Raw genomic sequence first — 23,714 nt, forward strand, 5'->3', positions numbered from 1 at the left:
TGCATACAGTATGCGGAGATCGTCATGGGCTATATGATCAAGCCGGGGACCTCCTGGGACAACGCCTACACCCGCTGCCTGGCCGTCGCGCCCGAGGCGTTCGACGACGACCGGGTGTCCAACCTCTGGGGCGGACGCTGGCACCGGAACGGTGATCCGGTGCCGGCGACCTCGCCGATCGACGGCACCCCCATAGCGGGGCCGCCGATGCTGTCCGCCGACCAGGCGGCGGCCGCCGTACGGGCCTCACTCGACCGGCACCGGGAGTGGGGACAGGTTCCCCTCGCCGACCGCAAGGCGCGGGTGAGTGCGGTGCTCGACGCGCTCACCGAGCACCGTGACCTGCTGTCGCTCCTGCTCGTGTGGGAGATCGGCAAGCCATGGCGGCTCGCGACCGCCGACGTCGACCGGGCGATCGACGGGGTGCGCTGGTACGTCGAGGAGATCGACCGCATGGTCGAGGGCCGTGGCCCGCTGGACGGGCCGGTGAGCAACATCGCCAGCTGGAACTATCCGATGAGCGTGCTCATGCACGCCATGCTCGTCCAGGTCCTGGCGGGCAACGCGGCCATCGCGAAGACGCCGACCGACGGCGGGCTGGCCTGCCTCACTCTGGCCTCCGCCCTCGCCGTACGGGAGGGCCTGCCGATCACGCTGGTCAGCGGCGCCGGCCGGGAGCTGTCGGCGGCGCTCGTACGGGCGCCGGAAGTCGGGTGCGTCTCCTTCGTCGGCGGCCGGGACGCGGGAGCCCAGGTCGCCGCGGCCGTGGCCGACCTCGGCAAGCGGCACGTTCTCGAGCAGGAGGGCCTCAACACGTGGGGGGTCTGGGAGTACGCCGACTGGGATCTGCTCGGCCGGCAGATCCGCAAGACCTTCGACTACGCCAAGCAGCGGTGCACCGCCTATCCGAGGTTCGTCGTGCAGCGCTCGCTGTTCGACCGGTTCCTGGAGACCTACCTGGCCGCGGTGAAAGAGGTGCGGTTCGGCCACCCGCTCGCCGTCGAGAACTCTGAGGACCCGCTGCCCGACCTCGACTTCGGGCCGCTGATCAACGATGCCAAGGCCAAGGAACTCGGCGACCTGGTCGACGAGGCCATCACCAAGGGCGGCGTGCCGCTCTACCGCGGCTCGCGGTCGGACGGGCGGTTCCTGCCCGGTCAGGACACCTCCGCCTACCTCGCCCCGGTCACCATCCTGGCGCCGCCGCCGTCGTCGCCGCTGCACCACGCCGAGCCGTTCGGCCCTGTCGACACGGTCGTGCTGGTCGACACCGAGGCCGAGCTGCTCGCGGCGATGAACGCCTCCAACGGCGCGCTCGTCGCGACGATCTCGTGCGACGACGAGGCGACCGCACGCCGGCTCGGCTCGCATGTCCGTGCGTTCAAGCTCGGGGTCAACGGCGCACGCTCTCGTGGTGACCGTGAGGAGATCTTCGGTGGCCTCGGCGCCTCGTGGCACGGTGCCTTCGTCGGCGGAGAGCTGCTCGTGCGGGCCGTCACCGAAGGGGCACCGGGGGAGCGGCTGCCCGGCAACTTCCTCACCTACACCCTCCAGCCGAGCTGAACGGACCCAGAGAGGACCTTCCCCGAGGTTCCGTGCCGGCCGTTCGCCTGGCCGGCACGGAACTCGATGGCCGTTGCCCTGCGCGCCAGGCCGTCGAGAATGGGAGGCATGGATCTCGAGGCGCTCCGACATATGCACACCCCTGCGGACTACCGCGACCTGGCCGCGGACCAGGGCGTCGGTGCGGATGTCCTGCGTCACCTCGCTCAGTGTCCGTATTCGTTCGTCTGGCAGGTTCTCGCCACCAATCCCAGCACGCCCGTGGATGTGCTCGGGGAACTCTGTTCGAAGCGCGACAGCCCATGGAACGACGGTCGGCTCCTCCTGCTGATAGCGGAGCATCCCAAGGCTGATCGCGCGGTCCTGCTCGGTGTGCTCGGCGAGGTCGAGGCCCGGCTCAGGACGTCGGTGAGCCGCCCTTTCGCGGCCGTGCTCGCGCTCGCCGGCCGGCCCGAGCTCACGCCCGAGGAGGTGCAGGGCCTGGCCGCGTTGCCGGGAGCCTCAGCACGCATGCGGCGAGGTCTCAGACACCGCCTCGCCGAGCGGAACACCGCAGTACGGTGAGTTGTCGCTTGGACTCCTCGGCCATGTGGCCGGGGGCGCCGGATTCGGCTCAGGCGAAGTCGAACACGGGCGGGAAGGCGAGGACGACCGTCCATGCCCAGACGGCATACACGATCATGTAGCGGGTCTGCCAGTGTTCCAGGCGGGCGAAAGGCATGCGGCCACGCACGAAGCCGAGGAACAGCCATGCCGACCACGCCAGGTTGGTGAGCAGGATGACATTCTCGCCCAATGCCGCGGTCTTGTTGGGGGTGAAGCCCCATTCGGTGATCCGGCCGGTGATCGCCAGCAGCACTATGCCGTCGATGATCAAAGCGCTGACGACGAGCGCGAGCTGCAGGCGGTCGAAAAGACCGGGCCGGGCCGTGAGGTCACGGGCGGAGATGGCGTACAACAGCAGACCCAGCACGACGACGAGCAGCAGGTCGAAGAGTATGAGCGCATCGCGCTCGACGTCGACGCCGTTGGTGGTCCAGGCGATGGCGACCAGGAAGGCCAGCAGGGTTGCCGCGAAAAGCGGCGTGAAGACGCGGGTCAGCACCGGGGCCATGTTCTCGATGACGCTCTGCTTCGCCTCCACCAGCCATGCCGACACGATGACCGCGGCCATGGCGCCGCAGGGCAGTAGCCAAGATTGGACGAATCCCTCGGCGTCAAGGCCGATGGCGTTGAAGGTGCCGACCGTGAAGGCCGTGAGCACGCCGCCACCCATTCCAAGGAGGCTGAAGTAGATCAGCCACTCCCCGGTGAACCGGATGAAGTCCATTCGCCGCCGGTCTGAACGCCAGTCACCGCCCACATAGGCGACGCCGACGACCAGCCACAGCGCGAGCGGCAGGTGGATCGCCGTGAGCGCCATGGACTGCGAGTCGTCGGCCAGCGGATACGCGTTCGCGATGACCGCGCCGAGAATGAACGGCAACGCGAGCACCCCGATGACGCGAGGACCGACCCGGCGTTGCCACACGAAGTAGGCGGCCAGTGCCGGCAGCGCGAAAAGGCTGAGGTTTCGCGCGTAGAAGCCGCCATCGTCGTCTGACATGTCGAACCCGAACCAGCTCGGCACCTTGATCGCGAGCGCCGCGACGGCTGCGCAGAGCACCATGACAGGCAGCTCACGACGGGAACGGGCGGCGGTGGGCGCGTCCGGCTCCCCGGGCAGCACGAGCTGCTTCCACAGCCGTTCGGAATGCTCGCGAGCGAACTCCCGTGACAGCTCATCGAGGCTGCCCATGCGTTTGACGGCGATGAGGAAGGCCTCGTCGGCTCGCAGGCCCGCCTCGGTCAGCTCGGTGATCCGGCTGCGAAGATGGTCTTCCAGCTCCTCTGCGTCGGTGCGGTGCAGCTCCCGGCGGCGGTGCATGTAGGCCCGCCACTCGGCGATCTGAGCCTCCAGATCGTTGTTGCGGGCGACGGTCATCGTCCCGCCTCCCATGCCGGTGCCGTGATCGGCTTGATGGACTGTGTCGTGTTCCAGACGCCCCGCAGGGCGTCGACGACCGCGGCCCACTGGCGGCGCTGCTCGGCGAGCTCGGCCCGGCCCTGGTCGGTGATGCGGTAGTACTTGCGGCGGCGTCCTCCGGGCGGGACCTCCCAGGCCGACTCGACGTGACCAAGCCGCTCCAGGCGGTGCAGCAACGGGTACAGCAGGCCGTCGGTCCACTCCAGCTGCCCGCCCGACAGTTCGTTGACCTGCTTGAGGATCGCGTAGCCGTAGCTCTCGCCTTCCGCGAGGATCCCCAGCACGAGCGGCGTCGCCGAGGCCGCGACGAGATCTTTGGTGATATGCATCTGGCCGCCTAACCCTAGAACTGCAATGCATAGTAGTTCTAGGTATAGGCCCGTGCAATCCCGGCCGCCGACCAAAGGATGGCCCGATCGTTCAGGCGAGGGCTCGTACGGTCGCCGAGACGTCGGCTTCGTCGTTGAAGTAGTGGAAGCCGAACCGGACCCGGTCTCCCAGGGCCGTGGCGCGTACGCGGTGTTCGCGCAGCCGCCCGGCGATCCGCTCGGCCTGGTCGGTGTGGAACACCGCGATGTGGGAGTCGGGCCCGTCCACCACTCGTCGTAGGCCGAGCCCCCGAGCCTGCTCGGTGAGCTGCCGGGCGAGGCCGACGCAGTGCCGTTCGACGTCGCCGGCGTCGAGTGAGCCGAGCAGCCGCAGGGCCTCGCACGCACCGATCCAGGAGAACCAGGCGGGTGAGGCGTCGCACCGGCCGGCGTCGGTCGCGAGGCCCGCCGCGCCGAAGTACCCGTACGGCGGGCTCGTCGACCGCCAGCTCGGTGCCAGTGGTCGCAACTCGTCGAGGCGGTCGGGCCGGGTGACGAGCCAGGCCGCACCGCGCGGGCACAGCATCCACTTGTAACCGTGCACGGCGAAGTAGTCGGGACGGATCGTGGCCGCGTCGAACCGCAGGGCGCCGAGCGACTGCGTCAGGTCGACGAACAGCCGTGCGCCCACCCGGTCGGTGGCGGCGCGCAGTGCGGCGAGGTCGAGCCGCTGTCCTTCCCGGCTGGTCACCTCGCTGACCGCGAGCAGCGAGACGCCCTCGTCCAGGGCCCCGATGAGGTCCTCGATCCGCGTTGCCCCATCGCGTGGGGGTACGGCCACCAGCTCGTGGTGCACCGACCACGGGAAGAGGTTGCTGCGGAAGTCCTGAGCCGGAACCACGATCCGACCGGGCGGCAGCGAAGCGGCGACGGTCGCGGCCGCCTCGGCCAGCGAACCGAGTGTCGACACCGTCGCCGGATCCACCCCGGCGAACCCGGCGAAACGGGTACGAGCGTCGGCGGCGGCGCCGTCCCAGGCGGTCCAGTCGAACTCGCCGGACGACCAGGCCGTCAGGGTGTCGCGCAGGGCCTCCGTCACCGGCAGCGCGCCGGGCGGGCTACCGGGTGTGTCGAGCCAGACGGTGGAACGAAGCGCCGGGAAGAGCTCGCGGAACCGCACCGGGCCCAGCGGTGGTGGCGTCATCGGCGGGGGACCGCCACCATGCCCTCGATCTCGACGGTCAGCTCGGGGGCGGCCAGGGCGGCCACGACCATCAGCGAGTGGGCCGGCCAGTCGCCGGCCGGATACCACTGCGCGAACACCTCGTCACGCGCGGCACGGCAGCCCGCGAGATGCTCCGTGCCCGAGACCAGCGTCAGCAGCTTCACCAGATGTTCCGGTCCGGCGCCGAGCGACTCGAGCAGCGTTCCGATGTTGGCGTAGGCCTGCCGCGTCTGCGATTCCGCGTCCGGGCCCGCCAGCTCGCCGTTCTCCAGTACGCCGACCTGGCCGGAGACGAACACCAGATCGTGGTCGGCGGGCACGGTGGCGAGGTGGCTGTACTTACCGATCGGCGGTGCGAGACCGGCCGGGCTCCAGCGACGAATCATCCTATTTCCCCCTTCGGGGGGAAGCGTATCGGCCTGCAAGGGGAGGGCATGAAAGCCCCCTCGGCGCAGGATGACCGACATGACGGCGACCGTGAAGGATCCCGCACGCCCATCCGGCGAGCCGCTGGAAGGTCCGGACGCGTGGGTCCGGAGCAGGTGGCGAACGCACCTCCCGGCGATCGGCCTGACCTGGGTGACGCTGTACGGAGTCCTCCGGACCTACTGGGCGCTCGGCCACATGCCGGACGACCTGTCGCCGGTGGGCCCCGACCTCGTGGCCTTCACCGGATGGGCCTCGGTCGGCCTGTGCGCCGCAGCGGCACTCGTCCTGATCGCCCTGATGACCGTACGGGTGAGCCGGGTGTTCCGGCGCCCGCTGCTGCTCGCGGCGTGGGCGGTCGGCGTCTCTCTCGTGGCGTCCGGGGCAATGTTGCTGCTCGACGTGGTCGGCGGGATCCTGCCGGGTCTCGGAATCCGCTTCTACCCTCTGGGCGCGTTGAGCAGGATGGCCTGCGTCGGCGCGGGCGTACTGGTGGTGCTGTCGGCGCGGGCCTATCAGTACCGGACCCGCGAGGGCTGCATGGCCTGCGGGCGCACCGCGTCGTCGCCCGGCCCCCTGCGGCGTACCCCGGGCTGGGCCTTCTGGGCCGCCTACATCTCGGTGGCAGGCTGCCTGGTACGGATCCTCGCGCAGATCTGGGTCGGTTTCGCCGGGTCACCGCCGGTCGGGGGAGTCTCCGTGGTGCTGTTCGAGGTCGGCTTCGTGTTGGGCGGCACGGTGCTGCCGCTGTCACTGGTGCACGGCTGGGGCCGGGTCTGGCCTCGCTGGGTGCCTCGCCTCGCCGGGCGGCGAGTGCCGCGCCGGCTGGTGCTGTGGCCGGCGTACGGCGTCTCGGGCGGGCTGGTCGTCTACTTCGGCCTGATGCAGCTCCAGATGGTCTTCGAGCGGCTGAACGGCCGTAACCCCTTCCCTCCCGAAGGCGGTCTCGCCCTGCCCGAGACGTTCTTCTGGATCGCGGTCCCCGCATATCTGACCTGGGGTACCGGGATGGCCGTGGCGGCGCTCGCCCACGCCCGCCGTACCCGGACACCGTGCCGCGCTTGCGGGCGCTGATGAGAGATCCCGGCGCCGGCGACTCCCCCGAAGGACGCCGGCGCCGAGACCGCTCGGCGGGGAGGTCAGAGGCGGTGGCGGTCGGCCCGCCGCGCCCGCTGCTGGAGCGGGTCGGGCACCGGAGCCGACGTCACCAGTCGCCGCGTGTAGTCCTCCCGCGGGTCGAACAGCACCTGGTCGGTCAGGCCCTCCTCGACCAGCCGGCCGTCCTTCATCACCGCCACCCGGTCGGAGGCCATGCCGATGACGGCGAGGTCGTGGGTGATGAACAGGCATGCGAAGCCGAGCCGGTCCTGGAGGTCCAGGAAGAGGTCCAGCACCGCGGCCTGGACCGACACGTCGAGGGCACTGGTCGGCTCATCGGCGATGATCAGTTGTGGCTCGAGCGCGATCGCCCGCGCGATGCCGACCCGCTGGCGCTGCCCGCCGGAGAGCTCGTGCGGGTAGCGCAGCCGTACCGCGGGGTCGAGTTCGACGCTCTTCAGCAAGTCGGCCACCCGATCGGTCCGGTCGCCGATCCGGTTGACGACCAGGGTTCGGCGACGCCGTCGCCCACGGTCATCCGGGGGTCGAGCGACGACGCCGGATCCTGGAAGACGATGCCGCACTGCCGTCGCAGCCGCCGCAGGTGACGGCCCCGGGCGCCGGTCAGGGGAGCGCCGAGCAGCCGCACGGCGCCCGACGCGGGCTTGAGCAGGCCGATCGCAGTCCGGCCCACGGTGGACTTGCCGGATCCGGACTCGCCGACCAACCCGAGTACCTCGCCCGGAGCGATGGTGAGCGAGACGTCGTCGACCGCCCGTACCTTGGCGCCGCCCTTGTCGCGGAACTCCACGACGACGTGCTCCAGATCGAGGGCCGGCGTGCCACCGGCCGCTGGCTCCTCACTGCCCTCCTGCTGGCCCGGCTGCTCGGCTGGGCACCGTCGACGGTGTCCGCCCACGTGCAGGAGCTGATCGACGCGGGCCGGCTGGAGGAGTCCGGCGAGGGGCGTTCGCGCGGCGGCCGGCGGCCCCGCCTGCCGCCCGGGTGGCCGGGCAGACCGGTGCGGAGGAGCTGCACTTCACGGCCACCGAGGCGGTGGCGTCCCGGGCGCGCTTCACCCGCGACGACATCTACATGGGCGGTGCCCTCTACCCGCCCGAAACCGTCCAGTCGGTGACCACGGCGGCGCGCGTTCGTGGGATCATCGCTGCGGCCGGCTGACCGCCGGCCGGGCCCGGGGCGACGCTCGGCGACACGCACTGAACCCTCCCCCTCACGGAGCAGACGTGAACAACGGTTCCACCGCCGCGCAGCGGCCGGGTGCGTTCCTCGTCGACGTGGACGGTACCGTCGCCCTGCGCAACGAGACCGCACCCGGCTGCCGCAGCCCGTACGACTGGGCCAGGGTCGGTGAAGACCTCCCCAACTCGCCCGTCATCACCGTCGTCCAGGCGCTCGCCGCCGCCGGGCACCACATCGTCTACATGTCCGGGCGGTCCGAGGAGTGCAGGGCCGCCACGAAGGTGTGGATCGCCGAGCACGTCGGTGTCCCGGGTGAGGCGCTGCACATGCGCGCCCGTGGCGACCACCGCCCCGACCACATCGTCAAGCGCGAGCTGTACCGGCGTCGCGTCAAGCCGCGGTACGACGTGACCGGGGTGTTCGACGACCGGGCCAAGGTCGTCCGCATGTGGAGGAACCTGGGGCTCACCGTGCTCCAGGTGGCCGACGGCGATTTCTAGCGCGGCGCCGCACTGATCTCGCTGGGCCCGTGATCGGATGCGGGCCGGCGAAGCGCCCGGCCGCCCGCCTCCGTCACCGTACGCCGTCATCAGGGGTTCGCGGCGGGCCGGGCGTGCTGGGCGGCCAGGCGGATCGGCGCATTGAGCGCGCCGTATCAGTTCGCGTGAACATGTGCGCTTTGTCGAAGGACTCGTTGGAGGCGATGGCGACGCTTGCTTTTCCTCCCGCTCGAACGACCGCCCCCGATGCCGCTGACCAACAACCGACCCTCGTTCTCGCCTACAGAGCTACCTTGTCCTTCCTCGATCGTTGCCAATCCGCCAGCCGGCTGGCGGGTTCCTGCTACCTGTTCCTGGGCGACGCAAAGCGCGCCGAACCGATCCTTGATGGTACGGCGCAGGCCCTGCGTGATCGTTCGAAGTCGCAAGCGATCGTGCTTGGCAACCTGGCGTTGGCCCGTATCCGTCAACAGAAGCTCGACGAGGCGACGGCCGCGCTCCACAACGCCATCGACGTGGTAGAGATGACTTGGGGTGGCGGCGGGCTCAACATCGTCTTCGGAGCGGGCCGGGAACTACGGCCCTGGCGACAGGTCCCGGTCGTTCAGGACGTGTACGACCGGCTACTCACCCTGATAGCAGCGGCGTAGCGAGCGGAGTTGACCAGCGTGGACATCGATCAGGCTAAGCAAACAGTCCGGGAACGAGTGTGGACGCTCTTGGAGCAGGAGCGAGCCGTTCCTCTCGGTGTCCACGGCCGCATCCCGGCGTTCTTCGGGGCCGAGGAAGCCGCTGACCGCCTGGCCACGCTACCGGTCTGGCAGTCGGCCCGAGTCATCAAGGCGGTGCCGGACAAGGCCCAACTGCCAGTGCGGGCGCGGGCGCTTACCGAAGGTAAGTTGGTCTACATGGCCGTGCCCATGCTGGCCGAAGCCCTGCCGTTCTACCTGCTCAACCCAGCGGCGCTGACCGTGCCGCCAAGCGAGGCCGCGTCGAGCAAGGTGGCCGCCAAGGTGGCGCGCAGTGTCGGCGTTGACGAGATGCAGCCGGTAGACCTCATCGTGTGCGGGAGTGTCGCGGTAAACCGGCGCGGAGTGCGATTGGGCAAGGGCGCGGGCTACTCAGACATAGAGGTAGCGCTGTTGGAAGAGGCTGGGCTGATCGGGCCGGACACAACCATCGTGACCACGGTGCACTCGTTGCAGGTCGTTGACGAGGATCTGCCAGAGGCCGAACACGACTTTAGCGTTGACCTGATTGTGACGCCGGATGAGGCTATCGAATGCGGGCCGTCGCGCCGCCCGGCTGGCCTATACTGGGACAGCCTGAGCCGGGAGAAAATCGACGCCATTCCGATTCTGACTGCACTAGCAAGGGGCCGATGAGAGCACTGTTCAATGCGCTGAGGCGAACTACCGTTCGGGGCGTTTTAGATGAAGCATGTCCGCCTTAATTAGACGCTCGACATTGTAGGCATTTGTAATAATCTGCCCGGAGCTGCTCGTAGTCTAGTCTGCCAAGATTCACCCTGAGGCTATCGGCCCATCGGTGGAACTCTCTTAAGGCATCCTCCAGCTTTCGGTTATGTATGAGCAGTTGGGCTTGCGAGTGCAGGCTCGTAAAGGACTCCGGCCATTCCTTGTGTCCGATATCGTGATTAACACCGGCCGCGACGACGCCGTTAGCCCGATCGTCCCGTCGCTGATGCCCAGGCGTCCGCCGGAGCGCAGGACGCGGAAGGCTTCCGCACCCCCGGGGACGCCCCCGCGCCGTTCGTGCGGGGGCGCCGCCGCGCGAGACGCACGACATTAGGATCTGGTCCATGCCGAATGACGGGAAACAGCTCGTCGCCGGGAAGTACCGGCTGGAACGAATCGTCGGGCAGGGCGGCATGGGCGCGGTCTGGCGCGCCCACGACGAGGTGCTCGGGCGCACGGTCGCCGTCAAGGAGGTGCGCCACCCGCCGGGCGCCGACGAGCGGGACACGGCGTCGTGGAACGCACGGACGCTGCGCGAGGCTCGTGCGGCGGCGCGGCTGAGGCATCCCGGGATCATCGCCGTCCACGACGTGGTGCAGCACGACGGACGCCCGTGGATCGTCATGGAGTTCGTCGAGGGGAGTGCCCTCGACGCCCTGATCGGCGGCGGGCCGCCACCGGCCCCGGAGACGGCGGCGCGGATCGGAGCGCGGGTCCTCGACGCGCTGCGGGCCGCGCACGCCGCCGGAGTGGTTCACCGCGACGTCAAGCCGGCGAACATCCTGCTCGAGGGCGACCGCGTCGTGGTGACGGACTTCGGCATCGCCCGCACGGAGGACGACACGGCGCTGACCCGCACCGGCGCGGTGCTCGGCACGCCCGCCTTCATGTCGCCCGAGCAGGCGGCCGGCCGGGCCGTCACGCCCGCCGCCGACCTGTGGTCGCTCGGCGCCACGTTGTACGCGCTGGTGGAGGGCCGCCCGCCGTTCTCCGGGCCCAACGCGGCCGCCGTCATCGCGGCCATCCTCACCGAGGAGCCGGCTCCGCCCCGGCGGGCCGGCCCCCTCGCCCCGCTCCTCGCCGGCCTGCTGGTCCGGGACCCGGCCGGACGGATGACCGCCGAGCAGGCTGCCGCCGGTCTCGCCGCCGTCGCCGCCGATCGCCCCGCCGCGCCTCCCTCCGCCGCGCCTCCCTCCGCCGCGCCTCCCTTCGGCCGTCCGGCGCCCGGGGAGCCGCCACGATCTCCCGCGCCGGCCGGCTACTTCGACGCGATGCGGGCGGCGTTTCAGGGGCAACCCCTGCCGGCGCGGCCGTCCGGTGCGACCCGACCGGCCCGGGAACGACGGGCCAGGGCGCCGTGGATCGCCGCCGCCGCCGTCCTGGTCGCCATGGTCCTCGTGGCCGGGTACTTCGCGCTCGACGCCCGCAACGCCTCGAAGGACCACGCCAGGCTCGCCGCGCTCGCCACCAAGATCGGTTCGCCTGCCGGCTTCACCTCGGAGGGAAGCCGCGACGTGAGCGGCGGCCGGCTGCGCGTCGACTACGCGCGGCACTGCGCGGGCTGCGGCGCCACCGTGGTGACCGAGGTTGCGCAGTGGCTGAGCCGGCAGCCCGGTATCACCTCGGTGCTCAGCCCGGTCGGCGGCTGCGCGGCTCCCGTGGGCTGCGACTGGCAGTGGGACCGGGACGGCTCCCATGTGCAGGTGGCCCTCACCGCAGCCGCCGACTCCTACTCGCTGCGGGTGGTGCTGGGCTAGCAGGGCGGGGCCAGACCGGCAGCAGGGCGTCTCAACGCCGGCCGCCAGTCGTTCGCGTCCAGGCCGAAGGAACCGAAATCGGTACCGAACTCCCAGTAGGCCCAGCTCAGGCCGAGCCGCTCGGTTCGGACCATGGCGTTTGCCACGTGGGCTGCTGCCGTCGTCGCGGTTGCCGCCGGCAGCATCAACGCCGCGGAGGGGTCGCCCGTTCGCGCCGGGAGGCGCGCCGGCGCACTCGTAAGGCGTAGGCGAGCGCCGATCCGGCGAAGAGCACCCCCGTTACCAGAAGCCATCGGCCCAGGTAAGGGCTGAGGTCCAGCCCTGTCGACGCTCGATAGGTGTCCTCGGACAACCTGAAGATCAGGGGAAACCATACGAGCAGCAGCAACCCGGAGAACGCCACCGGCACTCGCACATGGTCATGAACAGGTGGCCACTGAACAGCGCGTGGCGGCGGCCGGAGACGGTGCCACGGCCGCCACCGTGCGACGACGTCGGCCACGGCGTAGAGCGGGTAGAGGATCAGGTCGTGAATGATCGCGGCGCTGACGAACCACACCAGGAAACCCAGCCAGATGCCGGCAACGATGACGCGGCTGGCGGCGTACCCCGCCAGCGTGAAGCAGGCGAGCAGGACGAGCAGGTGCAATGGGTCGGCGCCGTAACGGGTGATCACCCTCCGGTACATGCCTTCGATCACGACATCGCCGCCCTCATGTCGACATGGGCCGGAAGCTGAGGCTGCGAACCCACTTGGTGTTGTGTACGCCGGGGGCGTTCGGGACGATGATCCGGGCCGGGAACCCGTGGTCGAGGGAGAGATCGGCACCGTTGACCCGCAAGGCCAGCAAGGAGCGGAGGTCCGCCACCTGCCCGGCGTTCAGTGACGCCTTACTGAACGCGCCATTCTCCAGGGACTCCACGAAGACTCCATCCCTACCCGGCCTGGCGCCGGCGAGCACGGCCAGATCGGCCAGCCGCACGCCGGTCCACCTCTGCACGGTCGACCATCCCTCAACGCATGCGATGGGCAGCGCATAGGTGTGCGACGGCATCGCCAGCAGCTCCGCTCGGCTGAAGCGGAGGGGTGCCGCTCGCGGCCCGGCCAGCTCCAGCCGCCAGCCATCTCCGGTTTCGGCCGGGTTCACGCCCATGGCCGCCGCAGTCTTGTTGACCTGGAAGTCGTTCGGCCCTGGGCCGTATTCGCGCCCGTGAGGGGCCAGCAGCGCCGTACGGCGCAGCGGCCCGTCCATGGTCTGTCCGACCGACAGGCCGAACATCATCAGCGAGGCGCCACCGGCGAAGCCCAGCACGCCGCGCCGGGAGATGGTGGGGGCCGCCGGAGAGACGGGGACCAGGCCATCGGGGTCGTGCGGTTCGGGCCGGGTGCCGTCCAAGCCGATGCGCAGCTCTTCACGGATGCTCCGGGATCGCAGCGTACGGACCATCTTCGGGAGCTTGAAGGCCACATGGGCCAGGAAGGCCCCGAGGAAGATCCACGCCCCGTACAGGTGCGCGGGGTAGAAGGAGAACGGGAAAACATAGAAGAGCTGGATATTCAGGATGCCGGTAACGAATTCGAACACCGCGCCGCCCACGAGAAGCACCAGGCTCGCCCGCTCCAGCATCTCGGCGACGGTGCGGGCCGGCGGCCAGAGGAACAGCTTGGGGATCACCGACCACAGCTTGGCCAGCAGGATCGGCACGAGCGTCAGCCCGAGGATGACGTGCACTCCCTGGGTGAGCCGGTACAGCCACACCGGCTCGGTCGGCCAGCCGAAGAAGTAGAACCCCAGCAGCCCTCGCTCCGGAGTCGTGTCGTTGGCCGGCAGCCGGGGATCGTACGCGGCGTACGACAGCAGTCCCGTGATCGCCACCAGCGGGATCCCGATCAGCAGCGCGAGCCCGAAAACCGACGTCAGCCACGGGCCCCGCAGCGGGCTGCGCCAGAATTCCGGCCGGAACGGGCCGGGCGGTGGATTCGCCTTGAGCCAGGCGATCACTCTGCGTCCGGTCTCCTTGCCCCCGCCGGACCCGCCGGCGTCAGGAGCGTGCTCTGGTCTCGGCCGATCTGACACGCGGACCACCCCCGATAGCGGTGTCCCGGCGACCGCCAGGCGCTCAGACCGCCGACCATCGTGCCGAAAATATCCCCGTTTAGGGCATTTTATCAAAGTGGACTATGACGCAGCGTGGACGTTCAGCAGGCGGAATGCCGCTTCGCATGACCCACCTCCCGTGGGAAGCCACAATGTCGTCGGCCGTACCGGGGGCCCGCCGACCGGACGGAAGACATCACGTGGCACGCTCGCCAGTAGCGTGCCGGGGCAGCGCCGGTAGTAACGGGTCAGGTCGCGGGGAAACCCATCGAGATCGGAAGGCTGCTCGACGACGATCGCGGCGAAGCGCCGCTCGGTCACCGCCTCGGCCATACTGCGCTCCAGGTGTGCTCGAGCGGTGTGATCGGTGCCTCGCAGGACGTCGTAGACGGCTCCCTGGTGGGCCACGGGTGGCAACCCTGCCGCCACGTTCAGGCCCGGGTCGGAGAAGATCGCGACCGGCCCGCCGAAACCGCGTGACCACGCGCGGAGCCCGTCACCCACGCGTTGGTCGGCGGCGGTCGGCACCATCCGGCCCGGGTCGAAGGTCGTGATGGCCAGAAGGGCGATCTGCGAGGCGATGAGCATGGCGGCCACTGCCCCGCGCCGGCTCGCTCGCGAGGCTCCCATGGCGATCCCGGCGAGCAACGCCACCGCCGCGTAGGCGGGCATCATGTTGTTGACCGCGCCGCCGGTGTGCAGCAGCCCGGCGTAGCCCTCCGCGGCGAGCGCTAGGCAGCCGGCGCCCAGGACGGGCGCAATACGCCTCACTCCGAGCAGGACCGCCCCAAGCGCGATGCCGAGGGTGGGGAACAGGTACCAGATCCAGAACCCGGCCCACGCGTCCTGATCGATCGGATGCCGGCCGAGGAGTTCGAAGACGTAGAACACGTACCAGCCGTGGCTGGCCACCCCCAGGTACAACGTGGTCAGTCCCACCACTCCGGCAAAGGTGGCCGCGAGAACCGCCGCCAAGCGGCGCTGGGGGCCGAACAGCAGCGCGATGATGATCGCCATCGCCTCGGCCAGCGCACTCTGCTTGGTGAGGAACGCCGCGCCGAGCAGCAGGCCGGCGGCCACCGCGCCGCGCGGCCTGCCCATCCATCGGGCGACGTAGAGCCCGGCGAGGCTGAATGCGAGGAACAGCGAGTCCACCCGGGCGAAGTCGAACCACGTGTCCGCGGCGAAGTAGGTCGCGGCGTACAGCCCCGCCGCCGCGAGCGCAGCGGCGAGATCTCCGGTCTCGCGCTGGACCATCCGTACGATCAAGGCGAAGCAGGCGAGTGAGCCGATGAGCGAGACCAGCCGGAGCGGCAAGTAGGAAACTCCGAGCACGCCGGCGAGGCCCGCCGACACCGCGAAGTACAGCGGCGGATAACCATCGGGCACGTAGTCGACCGAGGGTGCCGCGTACAGCGGCCGTCCCGTGAGCAGCCGCTGCGCCTCGATCAGCGAGTTGCCCTCCAGCCATTCCAGCGCGTATGGGTAGCCCACACGGCACGCGGCCGTAACAAGGCAGACGACGATCGCCACGACCCCCGCCACCGCCGCGATCACATGCGGAACCCGTGCCCCGAGGCGCCGGACACCGGCGCTCCCGCCGGAAATCTTCCACCGGAGACATGTACTGGGTCTCACGTACGGGGTCTCACGTAAATTGCCCCTCGGCGACCTTCCTCATCCGAGTGGCGAAACGAGTCTTCGGGGCGAGCGCGGCGACCGCGGTGGCGTCCGCAGGGGTGTCGACATCCCGCAGCAGCGGCAACAGCGCCACCCGCAGCCCGCCCGCAAGCAGCCGTTCCCGCTGGGCGGCACCCGTGCCAGGGGTGGACATGGCCACCCCGCGCAGCAGGCCGGGGTCGGGCTTGCGCAGGCCCAATGCCCAGAAGCCGCCGTCGGCAGCCGGACCGAACCACGCGTCGACCCCGTCCCAGTGGACGGCAAGTAGGTCAGGAGTCACCTGCGGGGTGTCCATGCCGATGAGTAACGCCGGGCCACGCGCCGCCGCGAACGCGGCGGCCAGCCGCTCGTCCAACTCGCCCTCACACTGCGGGACGACTTCGAACCCGTCAGGCAACCACCGTCCGGACCGGCCGTCGAGCACCAGGACGCGGCGGCACGCCGGAGCCGCGAGCACCGTGTGCAGCGTGTCGGACAGCGCGGCCTCGGCGAGCATCGCGGCCTGCTCGAAGGTGTAGGGCGGGACGAGCCGTGTCTTGACCCTTCCGGGCAACGGCTCCTTGGCGATGACCAGGAGAGTCGTGCGGGAAGCGCCCAACGGGGATGGAGCGCCGACCGCGGACGCCGGGCCTGCGGCTCGACGGCCCCACCAGGACGCTCCGCTTCGGGAAGTCACCGGGCCAGCACCGACTTCATGTCCCGGACCGCCTGCCAGTAGCCGCGAAACGTCCCAGTGACCTTCGACCGGCCGATTCGCGGCCGGTAGTCCACCTCCACCTCCCGCACCCGCCATCCGGCGTCGGCGGCGCGAACCAGCATCTCCAGCGCGTAACCACAGCGCCGGTCAGCCAGCCGCAACTGGAGGAGTTCCTCGCGGCGGGCTGCCCGCATAGGCCCGAGGTCGCGCACGCGCACCCCGGTGCGGCACCTGATCCGCCGGGCCAGCTCCCAGTTGGCCAGCCGGGCGGGCAGTGGCCAAGCTCCCCGGATGACGGGCCGCCGGCGTCCCAGCACCAGATCGGCCGCACCGCTGAGAACCGGCCCGGCGACCAGAGGCAGTTGCCGGGGGTCCAGGCTGGCGTCACAGTCGCAGAAGCAGACCACCTCGGCGGTGGCCGCGGAGAGCCCCCGGTGACAGGCCGCGCCGAAGCCGCGGTGCGGCTCACTCACGACCACGGCGCCGAGCGAACGGGCGATCCCCGCCGAGCCGTCGACCGATCCGTTGTCAACGACAATCGGCCGGAACGCCCGAGGGAGACGGCCGAGCACCCACGGCAACGCCTCGGCCTCGTCCAGGCATGGGAAGATCACGTCCACCACAGTTGTGGCACTACCCCGGTCACACGCTGGGCGAACCCTGGCCCGGCCGCTGCCGTCAGGCCGGCGGCTGTGGTGAACTGGAACGTCCGAGGGGCGCGGTGGCGAATTCCCTCATCCCGTCGGCGAAGCCGACCTGGGCGCGGAACCCGAGCTCATGGCTCGCTTTGTCCAGTGAGGCGACGATGTGACGCACATCGCCCAGCCGATACTCTCCCGTGATCACCGGTTCGGGCCCGCCCCGCTGTGCCGCCAGGGCCGCGGCCATCTCTCCGACCGTGTGTGGCTCGCCGCTGGCGATGTTGTAGGCGGTCAACATCCCTGGGCGCCGGCCGGCGAGGGCGGCCACATTCGCCTGAGCGACATCGCGAACGTGCACGAAGTCACGCCGCTGCCCGCCGTCCTCGAACACCCGCGGCGCGCATCCGGCTTCAAGCGCGGACCGGAAAATCGCCGCCACACCGGAGTAAGGCGTGTCCCTGGGCATCCGCGGGCCGTACACGTTGTGATAGCGGAGGGCGACGGCCACACCACCGGTCTCGCGTGCCCAGTTGGCGGCCAGGTGCTCCTGCGCGAGCTTGGTCGTGGCGTAGGCGTTGCGCGGGTCTGTCGGCGCGTCCTCGTCGATAGCGACGCACGCCATACCGGACCCACACCGGGGACAGCGGGGTTCGAACAACCCTCGCGCCAGATCGTCGGCGGCCCGAGGCATGGGCCGAATCCACCCGTGTTCCGCACAGGCGTAAGCACCCTCACCGTAGACCACCATCGAGGAGGCCAGCACCAACCGCCCGACACCGTGCCGGGCCATCGCGGCCAGCAGCACGGCGGTGCCGTAGACGTTGACCGAGGCATAGCCGGGCAGGTCCGTCACGTCCACACCCAGCCCGACCTTGGCCGCCTGATGCACCACGGCATCCACATCCACCAGCCGCTGATCAAGAGCGGAATCGTCGCGTATGTCGGCACCGGTCCGCAGGTCCAAGCCGACCACGCCGTACCCAGCCGTGTACAGAGCCTCGGCCACGTGACTTCCGATGAACCCGGCGGCGCCCGTGAGCAGTACCTTCACTCGTCAAGGCTAATCCGGGCCCGTCAGCCAGGCCGTGAGCGCAGGTGGCCCGGTCCGCGCAGGATGTGGGCGTGGGCGGCGCCGAGCCGTACCTTCTGCATGGGTGGGGGTGTCGCCGGCGCCGCCGGCGCGTGCCGGGGGCTACCTGGTCGTTTCGCGGCGGCTGTGGATCAGCCCTCCACCCAGCCGTGCTCCTGCGCGTTCTGCAACAGGTGCCGGCGCAACTGGGTGATCTGCAGCCCGGTGAGCGTGGGGGCGGTGTCGAGGATGAGTTCGGTGAGCTCCTGCAGGAACTCGGCGCGGGAGAGGACGTCGCACAGCGCGTCGTCCTCGGCCGGGCCGGACGTGTCGGAGGGCCCGGCATCGGCTCCCACCGCGGCGGTGCTCAGGGACCTGCGTCCGGTCATGCGCACCGCGAGGGCCTTCAGCCCCCGGTCGCTCTCGACCACCTCGAACTCCACCGCCGATCCCGCGGTGAAGACGTTCTTGTCGCCCAAGAGATCGTTCGCGTGCACGAACACGTCTTCGCCCCCGCCATCGGGCGCGATGAACCCGTACCCCCGGACCTCGTCGAACCGCAGGACCCTGCCCGTGCGCACCACCACGACCTCCATCCGCGACACCGCCGACGTCCGGCAGTCTACGGTTCGTCGCGCCCGCCGATCCGGTGGTGCTCCCGTGGCATGAAGCAGGGCCGCGGCACCGGGACGGCGCCGCGGCCCTGCCCGCCACGGGATCGGCAGCCGTTACGGGTTCCTGTTGATCGTGAAGGTGGACGTGGTGTTCTTGATGTCCTGGTAGTTGTTGATCAGCGTCAGGTTGTTGAACGTCGCCGAGCCGACCGCCGGGCCCTGACCGGCCTCGGGCATCTCGTTCACCCAGATGCCGAACCCGGACTTGGCGTCGAACGCGTCACCGCTGCGGCGCGCACCCGAGATCGTGACGTTCGTGAAGACCGTGTCGGTGACCGGGAACTGCGGCTGGCCTCCCACGTAGTTGGTCTGGAACATGATGCCGCTGTAGGTGGGATCGATGATGTCCACGTCACTGACCCGGATCCCCTGGAACACCTTCGAGGCCGAGAAGATCCAGATTCCGGGGAAGGTCTGCCCGCCCCAGAAGTGGCCGCCGGCCCGCACGATCGAGATGTTCTGGAACTGCGTCTTCGGATCGGCCCCGAAGCCGTTCATCGGGTACCCGAAGTCCAGCGAGCTGATCGTGATGCCCGAGTAGACGAGCGTGTCGGCGATGTGGATGTTGCGGAACGTGTTGCCGTAGCCGCCGTACACCGCGACGCCGGCCGCCCGCCAGGTGAGCAGGGACGTCAGGTTCTCGTAGACGTTGCTGTGCATGTCCGCGCCGCCCGCGTCGATCGCCGAGAACAGCGCGAAGCTGTCGTCGCCGGTCGCCCGGGATTCGCTGTTGGAGACGACGTTGTGGGTGCTGCCGTTGGTCATGTTGACGCCGTCGGCGAAGGTGTTCCGGATCCTGGCGTTCTTGATCGTCATCCGGTCGGTGTTGGCGCCCCAGTAGAGGCACACCATGTGCTCGGCCCAGATGTCGTCGATCGTGATGTCCGCGACGTTCGCGAAGTCGAACACCTTGCCGGGGCCGTCGATGCGCGAGGTGTAGTTGCCGAAGTAGGCGAAGTGCGCGAACGTCGAACCGCCGGCGTTGGCGTCGGCGCGGAAGCCGACGTCGGTGTTGTCCTGCGTGGACGGGGCGAAGAAGCGGGTGAACCACGGGCCCGCGCCGACGACCCGCACGGCCTTGCCGTACACCTGGAACTTGCTCGACGTCTGGTAGTCGCCCTGCGGCAGGTAGACCCCGACCAGGTTCGGGTCTTGGCGGGCCCGGTCGAGGGCGTTCTGGACGTCCTGGTGCGCGAACCCGGTGGGCACCGCGTACTTGGCCGGGTCGGGGTTGGGCAGTGCCGAGACCTGCTCGGTGTTGATGAAGTCGATGGCGTAGGTCGTGGAGTTGGCCGCGTCCTTCTGCAGCTTGATCTTGCTTCCGGCCGGCACCGTGGTGCCGAGCATGACGTTGGCCTCGTCGTAGATGTGCCGCGGGCCGCCCGAGCCCGGCGAGTTGTTCGGCCCGGCCTCGGGGCCGTACAGCCACGCGTACCTGGACGTGAGGTTGATCGGCTTGAGGAACGTCCCGTTGACGTAGACGTTGAGGGTCGCGTTGATGCCGCCGCCACCGGCCGCGTCCGGGATGGAGAAGCGGGTGACCAGCGTGTTCGTGCTGGCCCTGGTGGTGAACTCGACACTGCTGCCGGTGGAGTTGAGCGTCACCGCGCGGCGCCCGGACGCCTCACCCGCGAGGTCGCCGATGTCACGGCTGGGGCCGACGAGTGCCGCCCCGCCGCCGAGCGCGCCGTCCTCGGCCTCGTACATGTCGTAGGGCATGTCGGCGCCGCGGCCGACGAAGAACGGCCGCGTGCTGGTGTTGTTGGCCCGCTTCACCGGCAGCTCGTTGGCGTCGTCGGCGACCACGACGCGGACGGTGTGGCGGCCGTTGACGGTCGTCCAGGTACCGAGGTTGATCGGCGCCGTGGTGGCGCCCGGTGCGATGACCCCGGTGTGGCTCCCGTTCAGCGTCCGCACGACCGTTCCGCCGGCGTCCAGTACCTGCAGTGTGATGGCGTGCGCGCCGCCCGCCGAGGCGACCGTGCCCTGGTTCCTCAGTGCGACCGAGAAGGTGACGGTGGCGCCGCCGCTCGGGTTGCCGGGGTTCCAGGTGACGGTCTGGGCGACCAGGTCGGAGCTGGCCACCGGGGCGACGGTCAGCGGTGCGGTGAAGGAGTTGTTGGTCTCGTTCAGCTCGATGTTGTCGTCGGCCTCGTCGACCCTGGCGGTGACCTGGTAGGTCCCCGCGGTCTGGGTGCCGATGGACGCCGAGACCGTGGTGGACGCGCCGGCCGCGAGGGCGCCGACCGCCGCGGTGCCTACCTTCTGGCCACCGGGCAGGTAGAGGTTCACATCGCTGGGGTCGGACGCGCCGGTGCCGATGTTCCTGACAGTGGTCGCGAGGGTGATCTGGTCGGTCTCCACCGGGGAGGCCGGGGTGGCGGTGATCGAGCTGACGGTGAGGTCCGGGGTCGGTGCCGGGGTGCCGATGACCTGGAACTCGGCCGCCTGCCCGCCGGTCGCGCCGGAGTTGGCGGTGATGCGCAGCCGTACCTCGGCGGCGGTGCCGCTCACGGGGATCGTCACGGTGTTGCCGGAGGCCGGGTTGAACGTACGGGCCGCGGCGGCGGCGAGGGTGGTGAACGCGGCGGTGCCGCTGCTGCGGCCCTGCACCTCGATGGTCTGGGTCCGGGTCGCCCACGCGGCGTCGGGGTTCAGCCGGAGCACGACCGAGCTGAGCTGGGCCCTGGCCCCGAGGCTCACGGTCAGCGTGTTCGGGTACGCGTTCGCCGCGGCCTCCCAGTAGGTGGCCACATTGTTGTCGTTGGCGTTGGCCGCCACGAAGTTGAAGATCGTGGAGGAGGCCGTGATCGGCTTGCCCGCCGCCAGGTTGCTGCCATTCGCGCTGCCCTGGCGGGTCACGGTGTTGCTGTCGCCGGACTGGTGGCCCGCCGCGTCCTTGGCCCGCACGAAGTACGAGACGGTCGCGGTGGCGGGCTGGCTGTCGGTGTAGGTCAGCACGTTTCCGGCCACGCTGGCGCGCAGCGCGCCGTTGGCGTAGACGTCGTAGCCACTGACCCCGACGTCGTCGGATGCAGCGGACCACGTGAGCCTGACCTGGTCGGCGGCCGGTTCGGTGAAGGCGAGGTTCGCCGGGGCGGTCGGCGGCTGCTGGTCGCCGGTGGCCGGGCCGTAGATCTCGAGCTCGGAGAGCTGAGCGGCCGGCCAGCCGGTGTTGGCGGTGAACTGCAGCCGCACGTAGCGGGTGACCGTGGCGGTGAAATCGATGGTCACCGTGTTGGCGGACGCCGGGTCGAAGGTCCGCCCGGCCGAGGCGGTCAGGTCGGTGAAGGCGGAGCCGTTGGTGCTGCCCTGCACCTTGAGCGTCTGGCTACGAGCACCCCAGCCGGCGGTCGGCAGCTTCAGCACGACCTGGTTCGTGGTGACGGAGGCGCCGAGGTCGACCTGGAGCCACTGTGGAAAGGCGTTGTTGGCGCTCTCCCAATAGGTGGCCTGGTTGCCGTCGTTGACGTTGGCGGGGTTGTAGGGGCTGGTGGAACTGCTGGCCGAGACGGATTTGCCGGGCGCCAGGTTCGGGCCTTCGGCCGCGGCCGCCGGTGGGGCGGACAGCACGACCAGGCCGGTCGCGGCCACGGCTGCGGCGAGCAGTCCGCGGGCGTACGTGAATCTCATCTGCGTTCCGCTACCTCTCGTAATGCATTGCGGCCGGCCGTACGCGTGGCGGGCGCGCAGCGGGGGTGGGGGCACTTGGCACGGAGTGGCAGTAGGGGGTGGGAAGCTCGACCCTAAGGAATCAGATGAGATCACGCAATAGACGGATAAAAGCCCGCAAAAGTTTGCGTTGGCGGTGTCAGAATTGGATCAGTGGTTACAGTGAACGCCCCCGGCCGGATCGGCGAATCCGGCCGGGGGCGTTCGGGCTCCTGACGTGCGATCACACTCTGGCGAGAGGTTCGGCCCGGCGGCGGGCGGAGATTCAGACGGCCCCGGAGAACCGTCGGTGACAGATCGGGGCTTTTGCGATCAGGCCGGCCACGGCAGCCGGGCATGGAGCCGGAAGTCGCCGCCGACCGTGCGGCCGTGCTCGATCTGCCCGCCGACGAGGTCAACGCGCTCTCGCAGGCCGATGAGCCCGGTGCCCGATCCGGGGATCCGGCCGGCCGGCCGGGCCGCGGACATGGCGTTGCGGACCTCGACCGTCAGCTCCCTTTCGAGGGTGCCGTCCACGGTGACCCGTACGCCGGCCCCGGGGGAGTGCTTGCGAGCGTTGGTGAGGCCCTCTTGGACGATCCGGTAGGCGTGGCGCCCGATCCTGGCCGACACCGTGGACAGGTCACCGATCCGGTTGTCCAGGGTGACGGGAGCGCCGGCTCGCAGTGATTCCTCGATCAGCGCCGGCAGGTCGGTGAGCGTGGGCTGAGGACGCTGTCGATCCGAGGCGTCCGGGTCCTCGCGGAGTATGCCGATCACCTCCCGCAGGTCCTCCATGGCCTCGTAGGCGCACTGCCTGATGATTCCGGCCGCGCGGGTCTCCTCGGCGGGCGCGTCCTGGCGGAACTCCAGTGCTCCGGCGTGCACGGCCAGCAACGAGATCCGGTGCGCGAGCACGTCGTGCATCTCGCGGGCGAGCCGTTCGCGTTCGAGGTGCCGCGCCTCTTCCACGCGCAGCCGCTGTCCCTCCTCGGCCTGCCGCGCCCGATCGCGGAGCGAGCGTACGAGCAGCCGCTGGGAACGGACGAGCATTCCCGAGGTGATCAGCGTGGCGTCCAGCAGGACGACCACGGCCACCGCCTCCCAGTACTGCCGCGGCGTCGCCGCGTCGAGGTGATAGAAGGCGACGGTGGGGGTGATGTGCACCGCCGCGACGGCGGCGGTCACCCGCCAGGAGCGCCGCATGGCGACGTTGAACATGGCCACGAAGGCGACGCCGAAGGCCATCGACGAGACGAGCGTTCCCGCCAGGGTCACGGTCAGCGCCAGCCCGACCGCCCATCGGCGCCGCAGCAGCACCAGCCCCAGGCAGGTCAGCCCGCCGACGGTCAGGTCCAGACCGAGTGGAGGCGCCGACGATTGCTGCTGGGTGCTCTCCTCCACGGTGGCCAGGAGGAAGAGGATCCCGAGCGCCGCACCGGCCAGCACGTAGCCGGCGTCGGCGGCCCGGTCACCGGCGAGCCCGCGGATACGACCGCGCGACGGTCCGGCGGGCCGCCGCTGGGCGGCGTGTGCGTCCAACCCCCACCTCTCTCTCGGGTATGTGCTGAGCAAGGCTACGTCTCGCCCGGCCCCTCCGGCAGTGGCAGGCCGTCTAC

The 23,714-nt window shown here is 70.1% G+C and carries 24 protein-coding genes; 8 read left to right on the forward strand and 16 right to left on the reverse strand.

Annotated features, from left to right (window positions below; all coding sequences use genetic code 11):
- The first annotated feature begins 24 nt into the window (after positions 1–24).
- Positions 25–1,563, forward strand: a complete 1,539-nt coding sequence (locus HKK74_RS20490) for an aldehyde dehydrogenase family protein (protein ID WP_187244874.1) — start codon at positions 25–27, stop codon at positions 1,561–1,563.
- Between the two features lie 108 nt (positions 1,564–1,671).
- Positions 1,672–2,127: a hypothetical protein gene (locus HKK74_RS20495; RefSeq protein WP_222722522.1), complete on the forward strand. Its 456-nt coding sequence runs from the start codon at positions 1,672–1,674 to the stop codon at positions 2,125–2,127.
- Positions 2,128–2,176: 49 nt separating this feature from the next.
- On the opposite strand, the gene HKK74_RS20500 is transcribed toward HKK74_RS20495, so the two are convergent.
- From HKK74_RS20500 to HKK74_RS20515, 4 genes are all read right to left on the reverse strand, one after another.
- Positions 2,177–3,547, reverse strand: a complete 1,371-nt coding sequence (locus HKK74_RS20500) for a permease prefix domain 1-containing protein (RefSeq protein ID WP_222722523.1) — start codon at positions 3,545–3,547, stop codon at positions 2,177–2,179.
- Positions 3,544–3,918 carry a PadR family transcriptional regulator gene (locus HKK74_RS20505; RefSeq protein WP_187244876.1) on the reverse strand — a complete coding sequence of 125 codons (375 nt, stop codon included), beginning with the start codon at positions 3,916–3,918 and terminating at the stop codon, positions 3,544–3,546. The genes HKK74_RS20500 and HKK74_RS20505 overlap by 4 nt, the downstream gene beginning before the upstream one ends.
- A 91-nt stretch (positions 3,919–4,009) precedes the next feature.
- Positions 4,010–5,101: an aminotransferase class V-fold PLP-dependent enzyme gene (locus HKK74_RS20510; RefSeq protein WP_222722524.1), complete on the reverse strand. Its 1,092-nt coding sequence runs from the start codon at positions 5,099–5,101 to the stop codon at positions 4,010–4,012.
- A complete protein-coding gene (locus HKK74_RS20515; protein WP_187244877.1) occupies positions 5,098–5,508 on the reverse strand; it encodes a RidA family protein in 411 nt (136 codons plus the stop codon). Before HKK74_RS20515 ends, HKK74_RS20510 begins: the two co-directional genes overlap by 4 nt.
- A 79-nt stretch (positions 5,509–5,587) precedes the next feature.
- Between HKK74_RS20515 and HKK74_RS20520 the strand changes: the two genes are divergently transcribed.
- Positions 5,588–6,622, forward strand: coding sequence for a hypothetical protein (locus tag HKK74_RS20520; protein ID WP_187244878.1), 1,035 nt, complete (start codon positions 5,588–5,590; stop codon positions 6,620–6,622).
- A gap of 65 nt (positions 6,623–6,687) precedes the next feature.
- On the opposite strand, the gene HKK74_RS40970 is transcribed toward HKK74_RS20520, so the two are convergent.
- Positions 6,688–7,119: an ATP-binding cassette domain-containing protein gene (locus HKK74_RS40970; RefSeq protein WP_312881642.1), complete on the reverse strand. Its 432-nt coding sequence runs from the start codon at positions 7,117–7,119 to the stop codon at positions 6,688–6,690.
- Entirely contained in the window at positions 7,104–7,565 is a 462-nt protein-coding gene (locus HKK74_RS41505; protein ID WP_312881643.1) for an ATP-binding cassette domain-containing protein, read from the reverse strand. Before HKK74_RS41505 ends, HKK74_RS40970 begins: the two co-directional genes overlap by 16 nt.
- A gap of 86 nt (positions 7,566–7,651) precedes the next feature.
- On the opposite strand from HKK74_RS41505, the gene HKK74_RS20530 reads away from it, so the two are divergent.
- From HKK74_RS20530 to HKK74_RS20550, 5 genes are all read left to right on the forward strand, one after another.
- Positions 7,652–7,828: a hypothetical protein gene (locus tag HKK74_RS20530; protein WP_187244879.1), complete on the forward strand. Its 177-nt coding sequence runs from the start codon at positions 7,652–7,654 to the stop codon at positions 7,826–7,828.
- Positions 7,829–7,893: 65 nt separating this feature from the next.
- Complete coding sequence (locus HKK74_RS20535; RefSeq protein WP_187244880.1) at positions 7,894–8,349, forward strand: phosphatase domain-containing protein; 456 nt, start codon at positions 7,894–7,896, stop codon at positions 8,347–8,349.
- 293 nt (positions 8,350–8,642) lie between these two features.
- On the forward strand, positions 8,643–8,999 hold the full coding sequence (locus HKK74_RS20540; protein ID WP_222722525.1) for a hypothetical protein: 357 nt from the start codon (positions 8,643–8,645) through the stop codon (positions 8,997–8,999).
- Positions 9,000–9,017: 18 nt separating this feature from the next.
- Positions 9,018–9,734 carry a 5-formyltetrahydrofolate cyclo-ligase gene (locus HKK74_RS20545; RefSeq protein ID WP_187244881.1) on the forward strand — a complete coding sequence of 239 codons (717 nt, stop codon included), beginning with the start codon at positions 9,018–9,020 and terminating at the stop codon, positions 9,732–9,734.
- Between the two features lie 437 nt (positions 9,735–10,171).
- Positions 10,172–11,584 (forward strand): protein kinase domain-containing protein, encoded by a 1,413-nt coding sequence (locus HKK74_RS20550; protein WP_222722527.1) that lies wholly within the window; start codon positions 10,172–10,174, stop codon positions 11,582–11,584.
- Here HKK74_RS20550 and HKK74_RS20555 read toward each other — a convergent pair.
- The 10 genes from HKK74_RS20555 to HKK74_RS20600 form a co-directional block, all read right to left on the reverse strand.
- Positions 11,581–11,730, reverse strand: coding sequence for a hypothetical protein (locus HKK74_RS20555; RefSeq protein ID WP_187244882.1), 150 nt, complete (start codon positions 11,728–11,730; stop codon positions 11,581–11,583). The two genes, HKK74_RS20550 and HKK74_RS20555, sit on opposite strands and share 4 nt — an antisense overlap.
- Before the next feature lie 38 nt (positions 11,731–11,768).
- Positions 11,769–12,284: a hypothetical protein gene (locus HKK74_RS20560; protein ID WP_222722528.1), complete on the reverse strand. Its 516-nt coding sequence runs from the start codon at positions 12,282–12,284 to the stop codon at positions 11,769–11,771.
- Between the two features lie 13 nt (positions 12,285–12,297).
- The gene (locus tag HKK74_RS41510) at positions 12,298–13,662 is read right to left on the reverse strand and encodes a molybdopterin-dependent oxidoreductase (RefSeq protein WP_312881644.1); all 1,365 of its coding nucleotides are present in this window, start codon (positions 13,660–13,662) and stop codon (positions 12,298–12,300) included.
- A gap of 102 nt (positions 13,663–13,764) precedes the next feature.
- Positions 13,765–15,228: an ArnT family glycosyltransferase gene (locus HKK74_RS20570; RefSeq protein ID WP_187244883.1), complete on the reverse strand. Its 1,464-nt coding sequence runs from the start codon at positions 15,226–15,228 to the stop codon at positions 13,765–13,767.
- 103 nt (positions 15,229–15,331) lie between these two features.
- Complete coding sequence (locus HKK74_RS20575) at positions 15,332–15,916, reverse strand: TIGR04282 family arsenosugar biosynthesis glycosyltransferase (protein ID WP_222722552.1); 585 nt, start codon at positions 15,914–15,916, stop codon at positions 15,332–15,334.
- A gap of 119 nt (positions 15,917–16,035) precedes the next feature.
- Positions 16,036–16,674: a glycosyltransferase family 2 protein gene (locus HKK74_RS20580; RefSeq protein WP_312881645.1), complete on the reverse strand. Its 639-nt coding sequence runs from the start codon at positions 16,672–16,674 to the stop codon at positions 16,036–16,038.
- Between the two features lie 64 nt (positions 16,675–16,738).
- Positions 16,739–17,752, reverse strand: coding sequence for an NAD-dependent epimerase/dehydratase family protein (locus HKK74_RS20585; RefSeq protein ID WP_187244884.1), 1,014 nt, complete (start codon positions 17,750–17,752; stop codon positions 16,739–16,741).
- A 170-nt stretch (positions 17,753–17,922) separates the two neighbouring features.
- Positions 17,923–18,366, reverse strand: coding sequence for a cold shock domain-containing protein (locus HKK74_RS20590; RefSeq protein WP_222722529.1), 444 nt, complete (start codon positions 18,364–18,366; stop codon positions 17,923–17,925).
- Positions 18,367–18,498: 132 nt separating this feature from the next.
- Positions 18,499–22,077 carry a discoidin domain-containing protein gene (locus HKK74_RS20595; RefSeq protein WP_187244885.1) on the reverse strand — a complete coding sequence of 1,193 codons (3,579 nt, stop codon included), beginning with the start codon at positions 22,075–22,077 and terminating at the stop codon, positions 18,499–18,501.
- Positions 22,078–22,428: 351 nt separating this feature from the next.
- The gene (locus HKK74_RS20600) at positions 22,429–23,637 is read right to left on the reverse strand and encodes a sensor histidine kinase (RefSeq protein ID WP_187244886.1); all 1,209 of its coding nucleotides are present in this window, start codon (positions 23,635–23,637) and stop codon (positions 22,429–22,431) included.
- Positions 23,638–23,714: the final 77 nt, after the last annotated feature.

Origin of the sequence: Actinomadura alba (assembly GCF_014323705.1) — a bacterium.
In the GTDB taxonomy this organism is placed as follows: domain Bacteria; phylum Actinomycetota; class Actinomycetes; order Streptosporangiales; family Streptosporangiaceae; genus Actinomadura_C; species Actinomadura_C alba.